The following is a 17,084-nucleotide window of genomic DNA, read 5'->3' as shown; positions in this document are numbered from 1 at the left end:
GAGCGTCGGTGACCGCGACGACGCGAAGCTTCTGCCGGCCCGGCCGCGATGCTGCTTCCGCGGTTGCACCACGTCTGGGCCGACCAGGGTTACATGGATGTGGCCCCAACCGAGTAGGCCCACCGCATCGCCGGCGTCACCGTCGAGATCGCGCGTCGGTCCAATGGAGAATTTCGCCGCATCTGGGCACCGCAGGGGGCGTCGTCCCTGGTGCGTTCCCGCTTCACAGTGGTACCGCGCCGCTGAGTGATAGAGCGGACGTTTTCCTGGCTGGACGAATACCGCCGCTCTCCAAAGATTACGAGTACCTGAGGAAGACCTCGGAGAACGTCATCTACCTCGCGATGAGCCCCACCCTGTTCCCCCGGCTGACCCATGCGCCGTCCTGATCCCCTTTCAGACGCCCTCCAAGGTTCGATCGTGGATGCGGTGGAGCCTGAGGGCCGGGCTTGTCGACGGAGTTTCCACACATGCCCAGGCCCCCTCGCTGAGGTAGCCCAACAGATGGACCATACCGGCGTGGGCGTCCTGATCGTCGTTGACATCGACCAGGTAGAGGGGGCATCCCCGATCGGAATCTAACGATGCGGGCTGTTGCCCGCGATCTTCCTGGATTCGCCGGCGGAGCAGGTGATGTCGCCCGACCCGGTCACTGTGGCGCCAGACGACGATGCTGACGTAGCAACTCACACCTTCCGCAGACATGAATCCCGGCAGCTTCCGGCGGTGGATCACCGCATGACCATGGGCATGATTACATCGACGACCTGCTGTTGCGACCGTGGCAAGTCCTGGGCGACCTACTAGGGCCGTTTTCTGCCGAGACCCTCGAACCGTAGCGCCTCAGACCAATCACCGAGGAATGGGAGATTCGAAGTTCGAAGAAGGCAGCGGGAGAGCGTCGCAATCGCATCCAAGCAGGGGAATCAAAAGTAAGCACAGACTGCACCTGAAGGCGGAGGTGGCGACGTGCCGGAGGAGCGGCTTGACCGCGTTCAGATGCGCTTGGACGTGGTCGAGAAGCGAATACGGATCCTGGAGTCTCAAGTGAGCACGCTGACCGAAGCGATCCGCGTGCTTGTCCATGGCTTGGAGGGTACGCCGATAGCCCAGCCGGGCGAGGAGCAGCGCTCGGCTGGGCAGGCGGCTCGTCAAGCCCACGAACTGCTGCTGCTTACCGAGCAAGCGTCGCAGCGCCCGGAGAGGTGACGTGGACAGGGGAGGTGACCACGGTCTGGCCGATCGATGACCTCGACCCCGAAGAGGCGGTGTTCCTGCGACTGCTAGCCGGGCAGGACGCCTTTATGTGCGTCGAGAACCTCGCTCTTGGCTCTGCCACCGGCGGAGTCCGGCTTGGCTCCCGCGTCACGCCCGTTGAGGTGGCCCCGGCTGGCTCGCGCTATGACGTTGAAGAACGCGGCAGCCGACTTATCGTACGGTGGAGGTAAGGGGCGCGGGGAGAATGGTGCAGGGATTCGGTGCGGTAGGTCGGCACGCCACGTTGGCCTTGGTGGCCCGCGGCGCGATGGTGATCGCGGTCTCCGACAGTCACGGCGTTACCCACGACCCCGACGGGCTGGATATTGCCGAACTCGCCTCCTTCAAGGAGGCCGACGGCACGGTGGCCGAGTTTCCCGGTGGCCAGGCAGACGCCCGCGACGCGATCTTGGCGCTCAGCTGTGACGTCCTGGTACCCGCGGGCCCAGGCGGACGTGTTCACCTCCGACACTGCCAACCGGATACGCTGTGAGGTCATCCTGCGGGGCGCCAATATTCCAGCCGCCGCCGGGGCGGAGGCCACCTTCTACCGCCGCGGCCTTGTGTGCGTGTCCGACTTCGCCGCCGACGCCGGCGGAGTGATCTGCACGGCTGCCGAATACAGGAGCAGCACAAAGACCGAGGCGTTCACCGAGATCGTCGACAAGACTCGCGCCAACATCATCGAGCTGCTTGCTCTGATGCGCGTGGCCGACATCCCACCAAGGGCCGTGGCCGAGGAGGTGGCCGAAGCGAGGATCGCCACGGCTGCCAGCTACCGCCGAACCTTCGATGCCGCACCGACATGACGGATCAGCAGGACCGGCATCTGCCGAGTCAAGTGCGACGGCGCGACGGGGGTCTGGTTCCGTTCGACATCCGCCGGATCGAGTCCGCCGTCGAACGCGCCGCGCGCGAGACCGGTCGCACCGACGGCAAGTTGGCCGCTGCCATGGCACGGGCCGTCGCCGACGACCTGTGCACACAACCCCGCCGCGCCCCTAGCGTCGAAGAGATCCAGGACGCTATCGAGCGGCAACTCATGGCGACGGGCTTCGACGACGTCGCCCGCGCTTACCTGGTGTACCGGCAACAACGCGCCGAACTGCGGGACGCCAAGGCGTTGCTTGGCATTCGTGATGATCTCAAACTCAGCCTGGCTGCGGTCACCGTGCTGCGGGAGCGGTACCTGCTGCGCGATGGTCGCGGCAGTCCAGCGGAGTCGACCGCGGGCATGATGGACCGAGTCGCCCAACATGTCGCCGCCGCCGAGGACCTGTACGAACCAGGCTCGTCCACCCGGTGGGCGGAGGAGTTCTCGACGATGCTGCGGGCCCGCGACTTCCTGCCTAACTCCCCCACACTGATGAACGCCGACACCAGGGTCGGCCTGCTCTCGGGCTGCTTCGTCCTGCCTGTAGAGGATTCCCTGGTCTCGATTTTCTCTGCCCTTGGCCAGGCCGCTCTGATCCATCAGGCCGGCGGCGGCACCGGCTACACCTTCTCTCACCTTCTCCCACCGGCGACAGCGTCGCCAGCACGCAAGGCACCGCGAGCGGCCCGGTGTCATTCCTCGAGGTATTCGACACCGCGGCCAAAGTGCTCCGCCAATGCGGCTGGCGCTGCGCGGCCAGCATGGCCGTCCTCGACATCTCCCACCCCGACATCGACGAGTTCATCACGGCCAAACGCACCGGCGGCCTCGACCACTTCAACCTCTCCGTCGGCGTTCGGGACGCGTTTATGCATGCGGTGGAACGAGGCGGGACGCATCGACTGGTCAAGCCACGCACCCACCGCACCACACGCCGCGTGGATGCCGCCGAGCTGCTGTGGCGCATCTGCGAGAACGCCCACCAATGCGGCGACCCAGGACTGCTGTTCCTCGATACCATCAACCGGGCCGACCCCCTCCCGGTCCAGGGTCGCCTCGAAGCCACCAACCCTACGGGGAGGTGCCGCTGCTGCCGTACGAGTCGTGCAGCCTTGGCTCGATCAATCTCGCCCACCTCGCCGCCGACCGCGACGTGGACTGGGACCGGCTCGATCAAATCGCGGGAAAGGCGGTGCGCTTCCTCGACGACGTGATCGACGTGAACCGCTATCCCTTCCCCGAGCTTGAACAGGCCGCGCTCGCCAGCCAGCAAGATCTGGCTCGGAGTGATGGGACTGGCCGAGCTACTCGCGAGCATTGGCATCTCCTACGACAGCGATCAAGCAGTGCGGCTCACCTCGCGCATCGCCCGCCGAATCGGCGAGCGGGCGTGTCAGGAACCCGCTTCGCTGGCCGAAAGCCGTGGCACGTTCCCGCTCTACCACAAGAGCACCCTTGCCGGCCCTGGACCACCGTCGCTGCGCAACGCCCAGCTCACCTCTCTGGCACCCACCGGCACCATCTCGCTCATCGCCGGAACGACGGCGGGAATCGAAACGATGTTCGCCATCGGATATCTGCGCAACATCCTCGGCCGGCACCTGGTCGAGACCAACCCGTTGTTCGGACGGATTGCCCGCGACCGCGGCTTCTACTCCGACCAGCTCATGACCGGCATCGCACGCACCGGCCGAGTACGAGGCAATGCTCTGGTGCCGACGGACGTCCAGTCCGCGTTCCCCACCGCGTTGGAGATCATTCCCAAGTGGCACCTACGGATGCAGGCAGCCGCTCAGCGCTACATCGACGCCGCTGTCTCCAAGACCATCAACCTCCCCGCGGACGCCACCACCAACGACGTACGCTCCATCTTCTTGGCCTCCTGGCGGGCACGCGTCAAGGGAATCACCGTCTACCGGTACGGCAGCAAACCCGGTCAGGTCCTTCTCCCTCCCAGCCGACGGAAGCGCCTCCGGGGCCCCTGCGCGCGTCCACACCGCCTTCGCCGGAGGTTGTGCCGATCACATCTGCGAGTTCTGAGCCGGATTGGAAGGGAGTCCACACGGCGTCGTGGGTGCGCTCGCAGAAGCCGGTGACCTCGACGAAGTATGGACCGTCGACGTCATCAGTACCCGCACCCTCTGGGCCGACCCCGACGACAGCATCCTCCACGTGGGCAGACTCATGCGCCGGGCGGAAGTCCGACACATCCCCGTTCGCCGCGAGGGCTGCGCGATAGGATGATCTCCGCCCGCGATGTCCTGAGTGTCCTCCTCGCCGCAAGCGAGACATAAAGCGCTAGGGACCGGGCGCAACCAATCGGCGCCAGCAACCTTTCGGCCCGGCAGATGGAGATCGCGCATGAGGAACTGGCGAAACACGGAATTCCGTTGACCAGCAACCAGGTTCAGATCAACCTGTTGCACCGCAAGATCGAGACCAACGGTGTGCTGGGCACCGCGCGGCGGCTCGGCGTCACGCTGATCGCGTACGTTCCTCTGCGCAGCGGGATGCTGGCCGGAAAATTCCACGCCGATCCGGACTACCGCCGCGCCGCAAGCACACTCGCCGACGCCGTGTCCAGAATTGCCCACCTGCACAACATCGCACTCACCAATGGACTGAACACCACCAGACCCCACCAGAAGATCTGTTACGTGACAGCCCTTAGGGCAGTGGCCACACGCCTGATTCGTCGACAAACATGGCCCATGCCCGGTTTACTGGGCCCCTTATGATCCGCGGCCATTCGGCGGCGCCCCACCGGGCGATCTCGGACTCGTCGCGCTCGACGGCCCGGCGCTTCCGGGCGCTGCAGGCTCCAGGGAAAACCGTACGGTGAGCAGCCGCCACACCGAGGATCGATCTCTGCCCGGTACAACTGCTTCTTGAGCCGGGTCGAAACCCCCGCTGCTCGATGGGATCGTCTGGCAGCCCGAGATGGGCGGAAACGACCAGCACTCCCCCGGATCCGCAGCAGCCGGTCGATCAGCACCCAATCAGTCACGGCTTTCCCCTTGGCCTCATGCCCTTCGACAGCCGCGATAGAGGATGCCGATAGCGAGCGCACGCGGAGGGGCGACCACTCAACACCACACCGGAAGCACGGCCTCCACGGTGACCGTCAACCGCCCTCCAGGCGGCCGCGGCTCCTCTCCTGGTCTTGCCCACCCTGCCGAAGGGCCACCCGCACCGACAGGGACAAAAGTCTAGGATAGGCGGGCTAAACGGCCTCTAGGAGCCCTCCCACCAGTGAGAAACCGTGGTGAGAGACCCCTGTGAAAGGAATGAGTAATGATCACATTGAGCATCATCAAGGCCGACACCGGAGGTTTCGTCGGGCATTCGGCGGTCCATCCCGACATGATGGCGGCAGCCCGCCGAGCCGTGGAGCGAGCCATCTCCAGCGAGCTACTCCTGGACGGCTACGTCGCCAGCTGCGGCGACGACATCTCACTCATTATGACCCACACCTACGGCACGGACTCCCAGCTCATCCACTCCTTCGCATGGGACGTCTTCAAGACCACGACCGGCGTGGCCAGAGAACTCGGGTTGTACGGTGCCGGGCAGGACCTGCTCTCGGACGCCTTCTCCGGCAACCTGCGCGGGATGGGGCCGGGGTATGCGGAGCTGGAGTTCGAAGAGCGCCCCAGCGAGCCCGTCCTCTGCTTCCTGGCCGACAAGACCGAGCCGGGGGCGTGGAACCTGCCGCTGTACAAGACCTTCGCCGACCCGTTCAACTCCGCCGGCCTGGTCATCGACGCAAGATGCACGCGGGATTCCTGTTCGAGATATACGACCTCTATGAGGAAAAGGTAATCCTCTTCGACTGCCCCACCGAGCTCTACGACATGCTGATGTTCATCGGGGCACCGGCCCGGTACGTGGTGCACAGCGTGCGGTCGAAGGCGCTCGGCGAGGTCGCGGCCGCGACCAGCACCCAGCGGCTGTCCCTCATCGCCGGTAAGTACGTCGGCAAGGACGACCCGGTGATGTTCGTGCGCTGCCAGTCCGGCCTGCCCGCCGTTGGCGAGGTTCTTGAGCCGTTCAGTTTCGGCTACACCGTCGGCGGGGCGATGCGCGGTTCGCACCACGCGCCGCTGCTGCCAGTGGCGACCAGGGATGCCCATCCGGCCCGGTTCGACGGCCCGCCGCGGGTGGTCGCCCTCGGCTTCCAGATCAAGGACGGCAAGCTGATCGGCCCGCGCGACATGTTCGACGACCCGTCGTTCGACGAGGCCCGTCGGCAGGCCAACCAGGCCATGGACTACCTGCGCCGCCACGGCCCCTTCGAGCCGCACCGGCTTCCGCTAGAGGACCTGGAATACACCACCATGCCGACGATCGCCCACCGCATCGCCGACCGGTGGAAGCCGATCAGCGGCCCCGTGGTTAAGGCCGAGGCGATGGCGGGGGCCGAACAGCCACAGTAGCCGACCAACCGCGCCAAGGCCACAGGCCCGCTTCGTACAACACGTGGTGGCGACAACGCCACGGGCCCACCCGTTCTTCGACGGGATCGAAGCGGTCGCCGGCTCCGAACGGTCGGCGCTTCGCGGCAATGTGTGCTTCCTCGTACCGGCAGCATGGTGGACACGAGGCAAAAGCGGCACCGGATGCCTGCGAGCCGGTAGCCCCGGCCAAGCCCGCTCAGCTGAGAAAGCGACGACACCCGATCCCGTGCCGGCCTCGACACCGCCTCCACCGGCGGCTGCGCCAACTACGCCCGACGAGTCCTGGTCGGCTTCTGTTCAGTTGCCGGACTTCCCACCGGTTGGGACGTCCTCCGATGTGCGAGCGGGGATCGAGCAGCTCAGCGCGGCCGGGGCGCCGTTTGACCAGTCGACGCGAAGAAGCTGCGGACCGGTGAGCAAGGCAGTCACGCATCGTAGGGTATCCGACACCACCGCTGATTGGGCTCGGCGATGCGCGTTCAATCCTCGGGCGGCGAACACCCTCGGTACCTCCTCAAGGGGCAGGTTGCGCCGTCTTCCCGGTTGCCCCTCTGAGGGCTGGCCGGGTGAGCCCCGCAGGATATTCGACCTGGGTATGACGTTACTCTTCAGGTAGAGCCACAAGAGAAAGGCGAGAAGCAGAAGGAGACTGACGGGGGAGGATTCCATAGCTGAGCTGGCGCGCAGGGGGCGCTGTTCCCGAATCTGTCCTAGTGGTTCGATCTGCCGTTTCTCAGCGAGCGGCCCGGAATGTGCCGGATGCGCGTCGAGGACTTCGAGGAGGGCGGCCGCTATATCGTACGGGCCGAGATGCCAGACATCGATCCGGACAAGGACGTCGACATCACCGTAGCCTCCGGTCGGCTGACGATTCGCGCCGCTCGGCGCGAGGAGCGCAAGGACAAGCACCACTCGGAGTTTCGCTACGGTTCCTTCCTCCGCACCCTGACCCTGCCCGAAGGGGTCGACGAAAACGACGTGCAGGCCTCGTACAACAACGGGATCCTTGAGGTCAGCGTTCCGCTACCGGCCAAGGAGAAGGGGCACCGCGTTCCGGGGCAACGGGGCGAGTGAGCGCGGCGCGCCTGGGGATGTCCCGGCGCGGACTTTGCGGATGAGGTCTTCCCTGGCAGGGATGCCCTGCCAGGCAGGAACCCGGTGGTGCCTGCCCGCACGCCGGGCCTTCGCGGCCTGGTTGCCTGTTCGCTTCAAGCACTATCGAGCGAGACCCTCGAACACCCATTCCGGCCGGACGGGCCGCACCTTGGGCATCGGGAGGGCTGCGCGCCCCGGACCCGCCGACGCACTTTCGCGTTCACCACGGCGATCCGCCGCGACCGGCTCGTTCGGCGTCCCGGTCGAGCGCTCCCCGACCGCATACGGTCCTCAATACCGTTTCCAGCGTCGGTTCAGCGGCTAATCTCCTCCCGTCAAGGTGCTACGCCGACTCCGGATGCAGCAGCCGGCGAAGGTCGCGGGGAAGCTGCTGCAGGGTGTGGTCGAACGCGCCATTGCCGAGGTGGCCGCGGATCACCCCCGAGACGACCGCGATCTTCTCTGGGGCTTCGACGTTCGTGACCCGCGCCTCCCTCGCGAACCGGTTCACGAACTCGTCGCGGTCGCACTTTTCGGGCACCTTGCTCGGATTCCACCCGTCGTAGAACACGCCGCGCAGCAACTCGGGGAAGCCCGCCGCCAGGTGCGCGGCGACCTCGACGCCGAGCCGGTCGCGTAGCGTGTGCAGCCATGCCCGGAGTACCCGGTAGGTGAACTGCCGGTCGGTCGTTTCGAACCCCTCGGCGATATCAGCGAGCCACCCGTTGCTCTTGTGGATACTTCGATCGAGGTTCTCCACACCAGTGAACGACATCCTTATCCTCCAATACTGCCTTGGCAACCACGGCAGACACTGTCCACAGTGCCCCTCCCCGACTCCCTGTTCACGCCTCTGCCATCCCGGCCGCGAAGTACGCGATCACGTCTTCCCGGCGAGGTCGGGCAGCCCTCCGGTCACTACCAGCCCGTCTGTGTCCGGCGGTCCACTGACAGACCTCGTCTCGATGGTGGCCAGTGATGGTCACGGATCAGTTCGAGACTGGGTCGACACTGGCTGGACCTGCGCCCTTGTGGTCAGAACCTGTGCCACTGGACGTCCTGTACCGCGAACACACGGCCGTGCGCCGCCGGTGGCTGAATTGCTCCGGGGTGACGTGCGGGCGTGCCGCTGTGGCAGGCGGTACCACCGCCTGCGGCGGTGGCGCCCAACAGCCGAGACAGGACACCGCTCACACGGGCGGAAACCATGCTCTCCGCCGCCCGGAAGCCCTGAGTCGTGGCTGCGTTCCCTGGCACCAGGCGGCGCTTCGACGGCAAGAGCGGGAATCGTGGTTCGCTCTGCTCTAGTGGCCAGGGGCGCGGACAACGGCGAGTGTGACGGGCGAACGGCGGATGAGCGCGTTGCTCACCGAGCCCAGCAGCGCTCCCGGAAACCACCCGTGCCCGTGCGATCCCACGACCAGAAGCGGTGTCGCCGGCGCCACATCGAGGAGCGCGCGTACCGGGTGGCCCTGGACGACCCGTTGTTCCAGGGACACGCCCGGGTAGCGGTCCCGCCACCGGGTCACCGACCCGGCGAGCGCGTCCACCGCGAGTTCGCGCTGGGCCCCGACGTCGTCCGGGAAGACCGGCCAGGCGGAGATTACGGGTTCCCAGGCCATCACCGCAGCCACGCCGGTGCCACGGTACGCGGCTTCCTCGAAGGCAAACCCGACAGCCTCCTCGGAGATACGGGAGCCATCAACCCCAACGATGACGTTGCCGGCCCCGTCCCCGGGATCGCGTGCCACGACGACGGGGCAGGGCGCGTGGGCCGCCACATGACTCGCCACGGGGCGAAGGGTGATGTGATGCTGCTCCTCGTGCCGGGAAGCGCCCAAAACCACCAGCGACGCCTCACGCGCGGCGCTCGACAGCACCGAGGCCGCCGCCCCGAATCCGAAATGGCTCTCGGTGACCACCGCGGCCTCCCGAGCGTGCACATGTGCCCTGGCCCGGTCGAACAGTTCCTCCGCATGTGCGTTGGCGTCCTCCTTCGCCTCGGCCGTGAGCCGGTGATGCCGCACGAACCACGAGGGGAGCTCTTGGGCGTGCACCAACTGCAGCGACGCCTGCCTGCGTACCGCCTCGCTGGTTGCCCAGGCCAAGGTCGTTGCGTCGGCGTCGGAGCCTCCACCCCGACCACGATCGGCCGGCGGAGCACCGTAGGTCTCGCTGTCATCGCTGGCCTCCTGGTTCCTCACCATGCGTGGAAGCGTTGCCAAGCAGGAGCCGGTAAGCCGAGACGCGCCATATGGCGCGGAAACCGCCATCATGCGCACGGCGATTGCACCGACCATGCCGTCGGCTGTAATGGTTCAGGGTTCCGACTATGTGGCCCTTTCCTGGCGGGCTGCCGGCGCGCCCGATGGTATGCACGGGCCGGCGGAACGGCACGCTGTCCAATTCGCGAGGGGCCGCTCCACTGTCGTCGGCACCTCATAGAGTGTGTGCCCAGCGCGCCGCCGGCCAGACCACCACCGACGATCCGCGCTTTCTGGCCTGGTCGGCCCCCAGGGCCCCTGGTTCGGCGCTCGGGTCTTTGGCTTCACGATCGAGTGGGGGTTGGACATGAAGGATCTCCTAAGGGTCGGAGACCCAGGTGACAACCATGTCCATCAGTTTTAGATGACGCCGGTCCCCAGCCGCCGTTGACGCAGCCCTTAGACCACCCACCACAGCGCTGGAACGCTCGCCAGCACCGTGGGTGAGCAACCACGCGAGGTCTGCGGTTCCCGGCGACTCGGCGAGCCACACGCCACCACCCACACCGAGGCCCGCCAGGCACAACCAGAACAGCAGTCGCGTCGTCATGGCAGCTCACAGGATGTTTCGCGGGCGGCGTCGCCGTATAGGGCGGGCAGGTGGAACGGCTCCACAGCACCGTGGCCCCGCTCACACGGCAGACCAGAGAGGGCGTGTTTCGGCGCGCACCCGAGCAACATTGGTACCCGCCCCGGCGGGCTCCGGAAAGCCGACCATTGTTCCCTTTCCACTGGCGTGTCCTCCCATCCCACCTGGCTCTTCGCTATCTCGCGAGAGCCCCCGTCCCCGCCTTGAAGGTCGTTGGCCCCTGCCTATGGGGGACGAGAACAGTAAGCATGGGAGAGCGGTGCCCGTATGTGCCCGCTCCGGAGGAGAGGGAACCGTGACATTGCCCCACACACACGCCGACCGGTCGTGGCACGCCGTCGAGACCGCCGAGGCGATCGACGTGCTCGACTCCGGGCCCGAAGGTCTGAGCACCGCCGATAGTGAGCGCCGCATCCAGCGATACGGCCCCAATGTGTTGGAGGATCTCAAGCCGCCCTCGGCCGTGGTGGTCTTCGTGCGCCAGTTCCGCAGCCCACTCATCGTGATCCTGCTGGTGGCCGCCGCGGTGACCCTGGTGTTCCAGGAGTGGATCGACGCTGGTGTGATCGCCTTCGTGCTGCTGCTGAACGCGACGATCGGGTTTGTCCAGGAGCACAAGGCCGATGCGGCGGTGCGTGCCCTGATGGAGATGGCGGTGCCGCGGGCGCGTGTCATGCGGGACGGGAGGGAGCTGGAGGTCGACGGCCGGGAGCTGGTGCCGGGTGACCTGGTCCTGCTGGAGTCGGGGGCGCGGATCCCTGCGGACCTGCGGCTGGTCCGCGCCCAGGCGCTGCTGGTCGACGAGTCGCTGCTGACGGGAGAGTCCGAGCCCGTGGTCAAGCACACCCGCGCTGGCGTCGGACCTTCCGCTCGGTGACCGGGGCTCGGTCGCGCATGCCGGGTCGATGGTGACCAGCGGCCGGGGTGAGGGACTGGTGTTCGCGACTGGTACCCACACAGAGCTGGGCGGCATCGCCGAGCTTCTCCGGGCGGAACCGCAGGCCGAGACCCCGCTCCAGCAGCGGATGACCCGGCTGTCCCGGCTGATCATGGTCGTCGTGCTGTCCTCCTGCGCCCTGGTGTTCGTTCTCGGCCTGGCCACCGGCGGCCAGGCCCGAGAGCTGCTCATGGCCGCGGTGGCGCTGGCAGTGGCCGCGGTGCCGGAGGGCCTGCCGATCGTACTGACGATCGCGCTCGCGCTCGGGGTCACCCGGATGGCGCGGCGCAACGCGATCGTGCGCTGGTTGCCGGCGGTGGAGACACTGGGCAGCGCCACCGTCATCGGCTCCGACAAGACCGGCACACTCACCGAGAACCGGATGACCGTCCGCCGGATCTGGGCTGCCGGGCTGGTTCAGATGCCCGCCAGCATCCCCGTCCGGAGTGGGGGTGGTCCTGCGCTCCCCTCCCCGCTGGCGGAGGAGGCCGCCGCGCTGACCCTGCTCACCGGCGTGCTCACTAATGAGGCGGTGGTGCACGCCACGGCGGACGGAGTCGAGGGGCGGGGCGACCCCACCGAGATCGCCCTGCTGCTCGCCGCGGCCGAGGCCGGCCTGGCCCCCGAACCACAGCGGGACGCCTACGCTCTCATCGCCGATCTGCCGTTCGAGCCGAGCCGGCGGTTCTCCGCGGCCCTGCGTCAGTGGGGCGACGCCGAGGTGCTGTTCGCCAAGGGAGCGCCGGAACGCGTATTGGACATGTGCGACGCCCTCCTCGCCAACGGCGGGGAGGTGCCGCTCGACGTGGCCGAGATGCACACCGCGGCGCACTCGATGGCCGCCGACGGTCTGCGGGTTCTCGCTCTGGCCGTCAGCCGTCCCCGCCAGCACGGAGATCCGCCCCTCGATCTTGAGGAGCCGCGCGGTCTTGTCCTGGCGGGGCTGGTCGGCTTGATGGACCCGCCCCGCAAAGGGGTCCGCGAAGCCGTCACGGTCTGCCACGACGCGGGTGTCCGGGTCGTCATGATCACCGGGGACCACGCACTCACCGCCGCATCCATCGCCACCGAACTAGGGATCACCAGCAGCTCGAATCGAGCTGTCACCGGGAGTGATCTGGAGGCGATGGACGAGGATGAGCTGAGGTCGGCCGTCTCCGGCACGAGCGTCTTCGCGCGCATCTCCCCCGAGGGCAAGCTGCGCATTGTCCGTGTTCTTCAGGCGCAAGGCGAGGTCGTCGCGGTGACCGGTGATGGAGTCAACGACGCGCCCGCGCTCAAGTCTGCCTCGATCGGGGTCGCGATGGGTAAAGGCGGCACCGACGTGGCCCGCGAGGCCGCCGAGATCGTGCTCACCGACGACAACTTCGTCAGCATCGTCGGCGCCATCGAACAGGGCCGTATCACGTTCGACAACGTGCGCCGGGCGACCTTCTTCCTCCTCTCCACTTCCATGGCCACGATCATCGCGCTGCTCGTGACCGTGGCGGCCGGGTGGCCGCTGCTCATGGTGCCCGCACAACTGCTGTGGCTCAACCTCGTCACCAGTGGACTCCAGGATGTCGCCCTGGCCTTCGAACGTGGCGACCGCAACGTGCTGCGCAAGCCCCCGCGCAGCACACGGGAGGGGATCATGTCGCCCCTGCTGTGGCAGCGCACCGTCAGCACTTCTGTTGTCCGCGCCGGTGGAACGCTCGCCCTGTTCTACTGGGCCCTGGAGAGCACCGATTCAATCACCACCGCCCAGACGGTCGCGCTGACCACGATGGTGCTGTTCTCCGCTTTCCAGGCCGGAAACGCCCGCTCCGAGCACCGCTCCGTGCTCACCGTGCCCCTGCGCGACAACCCGTTTCTCGTCTGGGCGACCATCGCCAACCTCGTGCTGCACCTGGCCGCCCTGTACTTCCCGCTCACCCAACTGGTGCTGCGCGTCGAGCCGCTGCCACTGCACTACTGGCCGATCATGATCGCGGTAGCGGCCACCGTCCTGGTGGTCGTCGAGGCGGAAAAAGCCATCCGGCGCCGGCTAACACGCAGCGCAGCGCCGTCGCCAAGCGGCACTTCGGATCCGGGTTCCGGCCGGGGCGCCTAAGTTGTCACTCGAGCGACGGGGCGGCGCACTTTCCACGGAGGTCGGGCTCCCCGGGTGGCGCTAAGAGGCCCGCTCCGACGACCAGTGAACACCGCGACGCTATCGGACAGGGTCCCTTGTCGATGGGGTGTCGTCTATTTCCCAGGTGAGCTCGCTGTGCACACCCACGACACCGTCCACCCCGCAAACGAGCTGGCTGATTATGGTGCAGTGACTGTGCTGCTCTACCTTCTTCGAGGGTGACCACGCCGCCGTCTACGGTGAACCGGATGTGTCTGGTACCGAGCCAGGCGGGAGCGTCAATGAACGCGGCACTGATATCCCAGGAAATGTTCCTGTCGGAGCGGGCGAACACCCGAAGCAGATCGCGTCGACTGAGTAGCCCTATGAGACGGCCGTGCCCATCGACGACGGGAAGTTGCTTGACGTCGTGGTGGTCCATGGCTCGCGCCGCGACGACAATGCTGTCCTCGAGATGCGCGGTGACCACGTTCCGGGCCATAAGCCCGCTCGCCCTCTCGGCCCGCGCCTTGCCCGGAGCGCTGCTCAGGGAGTGGCGCAGCCGGGCCCACACCGGCTCACGGTAGTCATCTCCGGAGTCCCCGGGTCCGAACTCCTCGTTGTGCGCCAGATCGGTCTCGGAGACAATCCCAACGACGCGATCGTCCTCAATGACGGGCAGCGCAGAGACCTCCGGCAGGACCAGCAATCGGGCGATTTCCTTGAACGGGGTCTTTGGGCCAATGGATACTACGTCGGTGTCCATCACGTCACGGACGGTCGTACGCATGTGAACCCTCCTCAAGCTCGGGGCGCGGTTTCTTACCACGGCCACGCTGTCTCAGGTCGATAGAGCCGTTGGGCGGGGCGCCATGGACCTTCCGGTCCTGCACCGGCTGCCGCGCAGCGGCCGGTTGGCATAGTTGATGTCACGCTCAACTACCCCGCCTCGCTCTCCGCGGCGAGGACGTTCTCCTTCACCGCCAGGAAGCTGTCCGGGGCCACCGAGATCGAGTCGATGCCCGCGGAGACGAGTGCGCGCGCGAAGTCGGGGTCGTCGCTGGGCCGCTGACCGCACAGCCCCACCGGCCGCCCGTTGGCGTGCGCGGTGGCGACGAGCCGCTCGATACTGGCGATCACCGCGGGATCGCGCTCGTCGAACAGCTCCGCGAGTTCGGCGGAGTCCCGGTCCACTCCCAGGAGCAGCTGGGTGAGATCGTTGCTGCCGATCGAGAACCCGTCGAAGCGCTCGGCGAACTCCGCGGCCAGGACGACGTTGGCCGGGATCTCTCCCATCACGTACACCCGCAGGCCGTTCTCGCCGCGCCTGAGCCCCTCCTCGGCCATCACCCCGATGACCTGGTCGGCCTCGCGCAGGGTCCGGCAGAAGGGGATCATGACGACCAGGTTGGTCAGGCCGATGTCGTCGCGTACCCGGCGCACCGCCCGGCACTCCAGGGCGAACCCCTCGCGGTAACCCTCGCTGTAGTAGCGGGAGGCGCCGCGCCATCCCAGCATCGGGTTCTCCTCGGCCGGTTCGAACGGCCCGCCGCCGATCAGCCGGGCGTACTCGTTGGTCTTGAAGTCGCTCATCCGCAGGATGACCGGGTCGGGCCAGCGCGAGGCCGCGATCCGCGCCGCTCCGTGGGTGAGGTGCTCCACGAAGTACTCGGCGCCGCCGGCCGAGCCTTCGACGAGCTCGGCGATGCGCGCCCGGTCCTCGGGGGCCAGCCGCTCGGGGTGCAGCAGCGCCATGGGGTGGGCCTTGATGTGGTTGGCCACGATGAACTCCATCCTGGCCAGCCCCACCCCGTCCGCCGGCAGCCGCCACCAGCGCAGCGCCGCATCTGGGTTGGCGAGGTTGAGCGAGACCGCGGTCCGCGTCTCGGGCACTGCGGCCAGGTCGAGTTCGCGCTCCTCGAAGTCCAGCCGCCCGGCGTAGACGTAGCCGGTCTCGCCCTCGGCGCAGCAGACGGTGACCTCGGCCCCCGGCGCGAGCCTTCGGGTCGCGTCGCCGGCGCCGACCAGAGCCGGAACGCCCAGCTCCCGGCTGACGATCGCCGCGTGCGAGGTGCGTCCGCCATGGTCGGTGACGATGGCCGCCGCGCGCTTCATGACGGGTTCCCAGTCCGGGTCGGTGCTGGTGGTGACGAGAACCGTGCCGGGCTCGAAGCGGTCGATCTCCTCCGGGCCGCGCAGCACGCAGACCCGGCCAGCCGCGATCGCGTCACCCACCGCTATGCCCGACACGAGCCGCTGCCCGGACTCCAGCAGACGGTAGGTGTGCAGGCTCCCCGGCGCCTGGCGTGTCCGCACCGTCTCCGGCCGGGCCTGGACGACGAACAGCTCACCGGTGCGGCCGTCCTTGGCCCACTCCACGTCCATGGGAGTGCCGTAGTGGTCCTCGATCAGGACCCCCCAGCGTGCCAGGGTGAGGATCTCCTCGTCGTCGAGGACGTAGGAGTTCCGTTCGGCTCCGGAGGTGTCTTCGGTGCGGACGCGTTCGCCGCCACCGCTGTAGACGATCTTGGACTCCTTGCGGCCGCGTGCCTTGGCCGTGATCGGCCGCGCCCGGGTGTCCCCGCGCAGCAGGGGTTTGAACACGGTGTACTCGTCCGGCTCCACCAGACCCTGGACCACGCTCTCGCCCAGGCCGTAGGCGGCGCTGACCACCACATGGTGCGGAAACCCGTTCTCGGTGTCGATGGTGAACAGCACCCCGGAGCCGGCCAGGTCCGAGCGCACCATGCGCTGGACGCCGACGGACAGGGCGATGCTGAGATGGTCGAAACCCTGGTCCTCGCGGTAGTTGATCGCCCGGTCGGTGAACAGCGAGGCGTAGCAGCGTTTGCAGGCCTCCAGCAGGGCCGTCTCGCCGGAGACGTTGAGGAAGGACTCCTGCTGTCCCGCGAAGCTCGCGTTGGGCAGGTCCTCCGCTGTGGCGCTGCTGCGCACCGCGACATCGAGGTCGCGGCGCCCGGCCCGCTGCCCCAGCTCCCGATACGCCGCGCGGATGGACTCGTGCAGACCGGCCGGGAGCTGCGCGGCCAGGATCGCCGAACGCACCGCGGCCCCAACCGAGGAGACCGGCTCCCCCCGCCGCAGCCGCGCCACCTGGGCCGCGATGAGCCCGCGCAGCTCGTTGGCGTCCAGGAACTCCCAGTAGGCCTCGGCCGTGGTGGCGAAACCCTCGGGCACGGACACGCCCACCGCCGCCAGCTCACGCAGCAGCTCCCCCAATGAGGCGTTCTTGCCCCCGGCGGTCTTGACGTCGCCGATCCCGAGTTCGTCCAGGCCGAGGACATGGCGGATACCTGGCATGGTCTCCCTGCTTTCTGCCGTGCGCGGGCCGCAAGCGGCGACCGGCCACCGCGGGCGCGTCTCCAGACAAGCCGATGGGCGCCGCGGCGCCTACGGTCCGACGGCGGTCACCGCGCGGGTCCTTGGCAACACGCCGGGACGGACGAACGTCCCTTGCGCGTGCGCCGAGGGGAATCGGCGTCCCGTCCCCGCGCCGAC

14 protein-coding genes and 4 pseudogenes are annotated in these 17,084 nt (G+C 67.6%); 14 read left to right on the top strand and 4 right to left on the bottom strand.

The window, feature by feature from the left end; genetic code table 11:
* Positions 1–633 precede the first annotated feature (633 nt).
* The 12 genes and pseudogenes from VS93_RS33365 to VS93_RS10600 all read left to right on the top strand — a co-directional run bounded on the left by VS93_RS33365 (position 634) and on the right by VS93_RS10600 (position 7,662).
* Positions 634–807 carry a CBS domain-containing protein gene (locus tag VS93_RS33365; protein ID WP_394298814.1) on the top strand — a complete coding sequence of 58 codons (174 nt, stop codon included), beginning with the start codon at positions 634–636 and terminating at the stop codon, positions 805–807.
* A 162-nt stretch (positions 808–969) separates the two neighbouring features.
* On the top strand, positions 970–1,209 hold the full coding sequence (locus VS93_RS10630) for a hypothetical protein (protein WP_046469807.1): 240 nt from the start codon (positions 970–972) through the stop codon (positions 1,207–1,209).
* Between the two features lie 253 nt (positions 1,210–1,462).
* The gene (locus VS93_RS26905) at positions 1,463–1,750 is read left to right on the top strand and encodes a hypothetical protein (protein ID WP_052745670.1); all 288 of its coding nucleotides are present in this window, start codon (positions 1,463–1,465) and stop codon (positions 1,748–1,750) included.
* A complete protein-coding gene (locus tag VS93_RS27970; RefSeq protein ID WP_236700470.1) occupies positions 1,713–2,066 on the top strand; it encodes a hypothetical protein in 354 nt (117 codons plus the stop codon). Before VS93_RS26905 ends, VS93_RS27970 begins: the two co-directional genes overlap by 38 nt.
* Positions 2,063–2,758 (top strand): annotated as a pseudogene (locus VS93_RS33360) (ATP cone domain-containing protein); the annotation flags it as partial. The gene VS93_RS27970 and the pseudogene VS93_RS33360, both read left to right, overlap by 4 nt.
* Positions 2,659–3,192, top strand: a pseudogene (locus tag VS93_RS32480) (hypothetical protein); the annotation flags it as partial. The pseudogenes VS93_RS33360 and VS93_RS32480, both read left to right, overlap by 100 nt.
* Positions 3,117–3,329: pseudogene (locus VS93_RS33355) on the top strand (hypothetical protein); the annotation flags it as partial. The pseudogenes VS93_RS32480 and VS93_RS33355, both read left to right, overlap by 76 nt.
* Positions 3,330–3,375: 46 nt before the next feature.
* The gene (locus VS93_RS32475) at positions 3,376–4,227 is read left to right on the top strand and encodes a hypothetical protein (RefSeq protein WP_269082832.1); all 852 of its coding nucleotides are present in this window, start codon (positions 3,376–3,378) and stop codon (positions 4,225–4,227) included.
* Complete coding sequence (locus VS93_RS29065; protein ID WP_156184776.1) at positions 4,202–4,375, top strand: CBS domain-containing protein; 174 nt, start codon at positions 4,202–4,204, stop codon at positions 4,373–4,375. Before VS93_RS32475 ends, VS93_RS29065 begins: the two co-directional genes overlap by 26 nt.
* 74 nt (positions 4,376–4,449) lie before the next feature.
* Positions 4,450–4,869 carry an aldo/keto reductase gene (locus VS93_RS10610; RefSeq protein WP_269082836.1) on the top strand — a complete coding sequence of 140 codons (420 nt, stop codon included), beginning with the start codon at positions 4,450–4,452 and terminating at the stop codon, positions 4,867–4,869.
* 556 nt (positions 4,870–5,425) lie between these two features.
* Positions 5,426–6,567, top strand: a pseudogene (fbp, locus tag VS93_RS33350) (fructose-1,6-bisphosphate aldolase/phosphatase).
* A gap of 780 nt (positions 6,568–7,347) precedes the next feature.
* A complete protein-coding gene (locus VS93_RS10600; protein WP_082126789.1) occupies positions 7,348–7,662 on the top strand; it encodes an Hsp20/alpha crystallin family protein in 315 nt (104 codons plus the stop codon).
* Between the two features lie 364 nt (positions 7,663–8,026).
* Here VS93_RS10600 and VS93_RS10595 read toward each other — a convergent pair whose 3' ends face one another.
* Together VS93_RS10595 and VS93_RS26895 are read right to left on the bottom strand one after the other, a co-directional pair.
* Complete coding sequence (locus tag VS93_RS10595; protein ID WP_046469803.1) at positions 8,027–8,458, bottom strand: DUF2267 domain-containing protein; 432 nt, start codon at positions 8,456–8,458, stop codon at positions 8,027–8,029.
* A 529-nt stretch (positions 8,459–8,987) separates the two neighbouring features.
* Positions 8,988–9,890 (bottom strand): universal stress protein, encoded by a 903-nt coding sequence (locus VS93_RS26895; RefSeq protein WP_052745667.1) that lies wholly within the window; start codon positions 9,888–9,890, stop codon positions 8,988–8,990.
* 941 nt (positions 9,891–10,831) lie between these two features.
* On the opposite strand from VS93_RS26895, the gene VS93_RS32470 reads away from it, so the two are divergent.
* Positions 10,832–11,413 (top strand): HAD-IC family P-type ATPase, encoded by a 582-nt coding sequence (locus VS93_RS32470; RefSeq protein WP_201776600.1) that lies wholly within the window; start codon positions 10,832–10,834, stop codon positions 11,411–11,413.
* Between the two features lie 58 nt (positions 11,414–11,471).
* Complete coding sequence (locus tag VS93_RS10585) at positions 11,472–13,565, top strand: cation-translocating P-type ATPase (RefSeq protein ID WP_275451689.1); 2,094 nt, start codon at positions 11,472–11,474, stop codon at positions 13,563–13,565.
* 4 nt (positions 13,566–13,569) lie between these two features.
* Here VS93_RS10585 and VS93_RS27965 read toward each other — a convergent pair whose 3' ends face one another.
* Both VS93_RS27965 and ppsA read right to left on the bottom strand, forming a co-directional pair.
* Entirely contained in the window at positions 13,570–14,355 is a 786-nt protein-coding gene (locus tag VS93_RS27965) for a CBS domain-containing protein (RefSeq protein ID WP_082126787.1), read from the bottom strand.
* Between the two features lie 149 nt (positions 14,356–14,504).
* A complete protein-coding gene (gene ppsA, locus VS93_RS10580; RefSeq protein WP_046469802.1) occupies positions 14,505–16,886 on the bottom strand; it encodes a phosphoenolpyruvate synthase in 2,382 nt (793 codons plus the stop codon).
* Positions 16,887–17,084 lie beyond the last annotated feature (198 nt).

It is taken from the genome of Allosalinactinospora lopnorensis, assembly GCF_000981225.1.
Taxonomy (GTDB): Bacteria; Actinomycetota; Actinomycetes; order Streptosporangiales; family Streptosporangiaceae; genus Allosalinactinospora; species Allosalinactinospora lopnorensis.
Note: the sequence above shows the minus strand (reverse complement) of the source record. Positions and strands in the feature narration are given on the sequence as shown.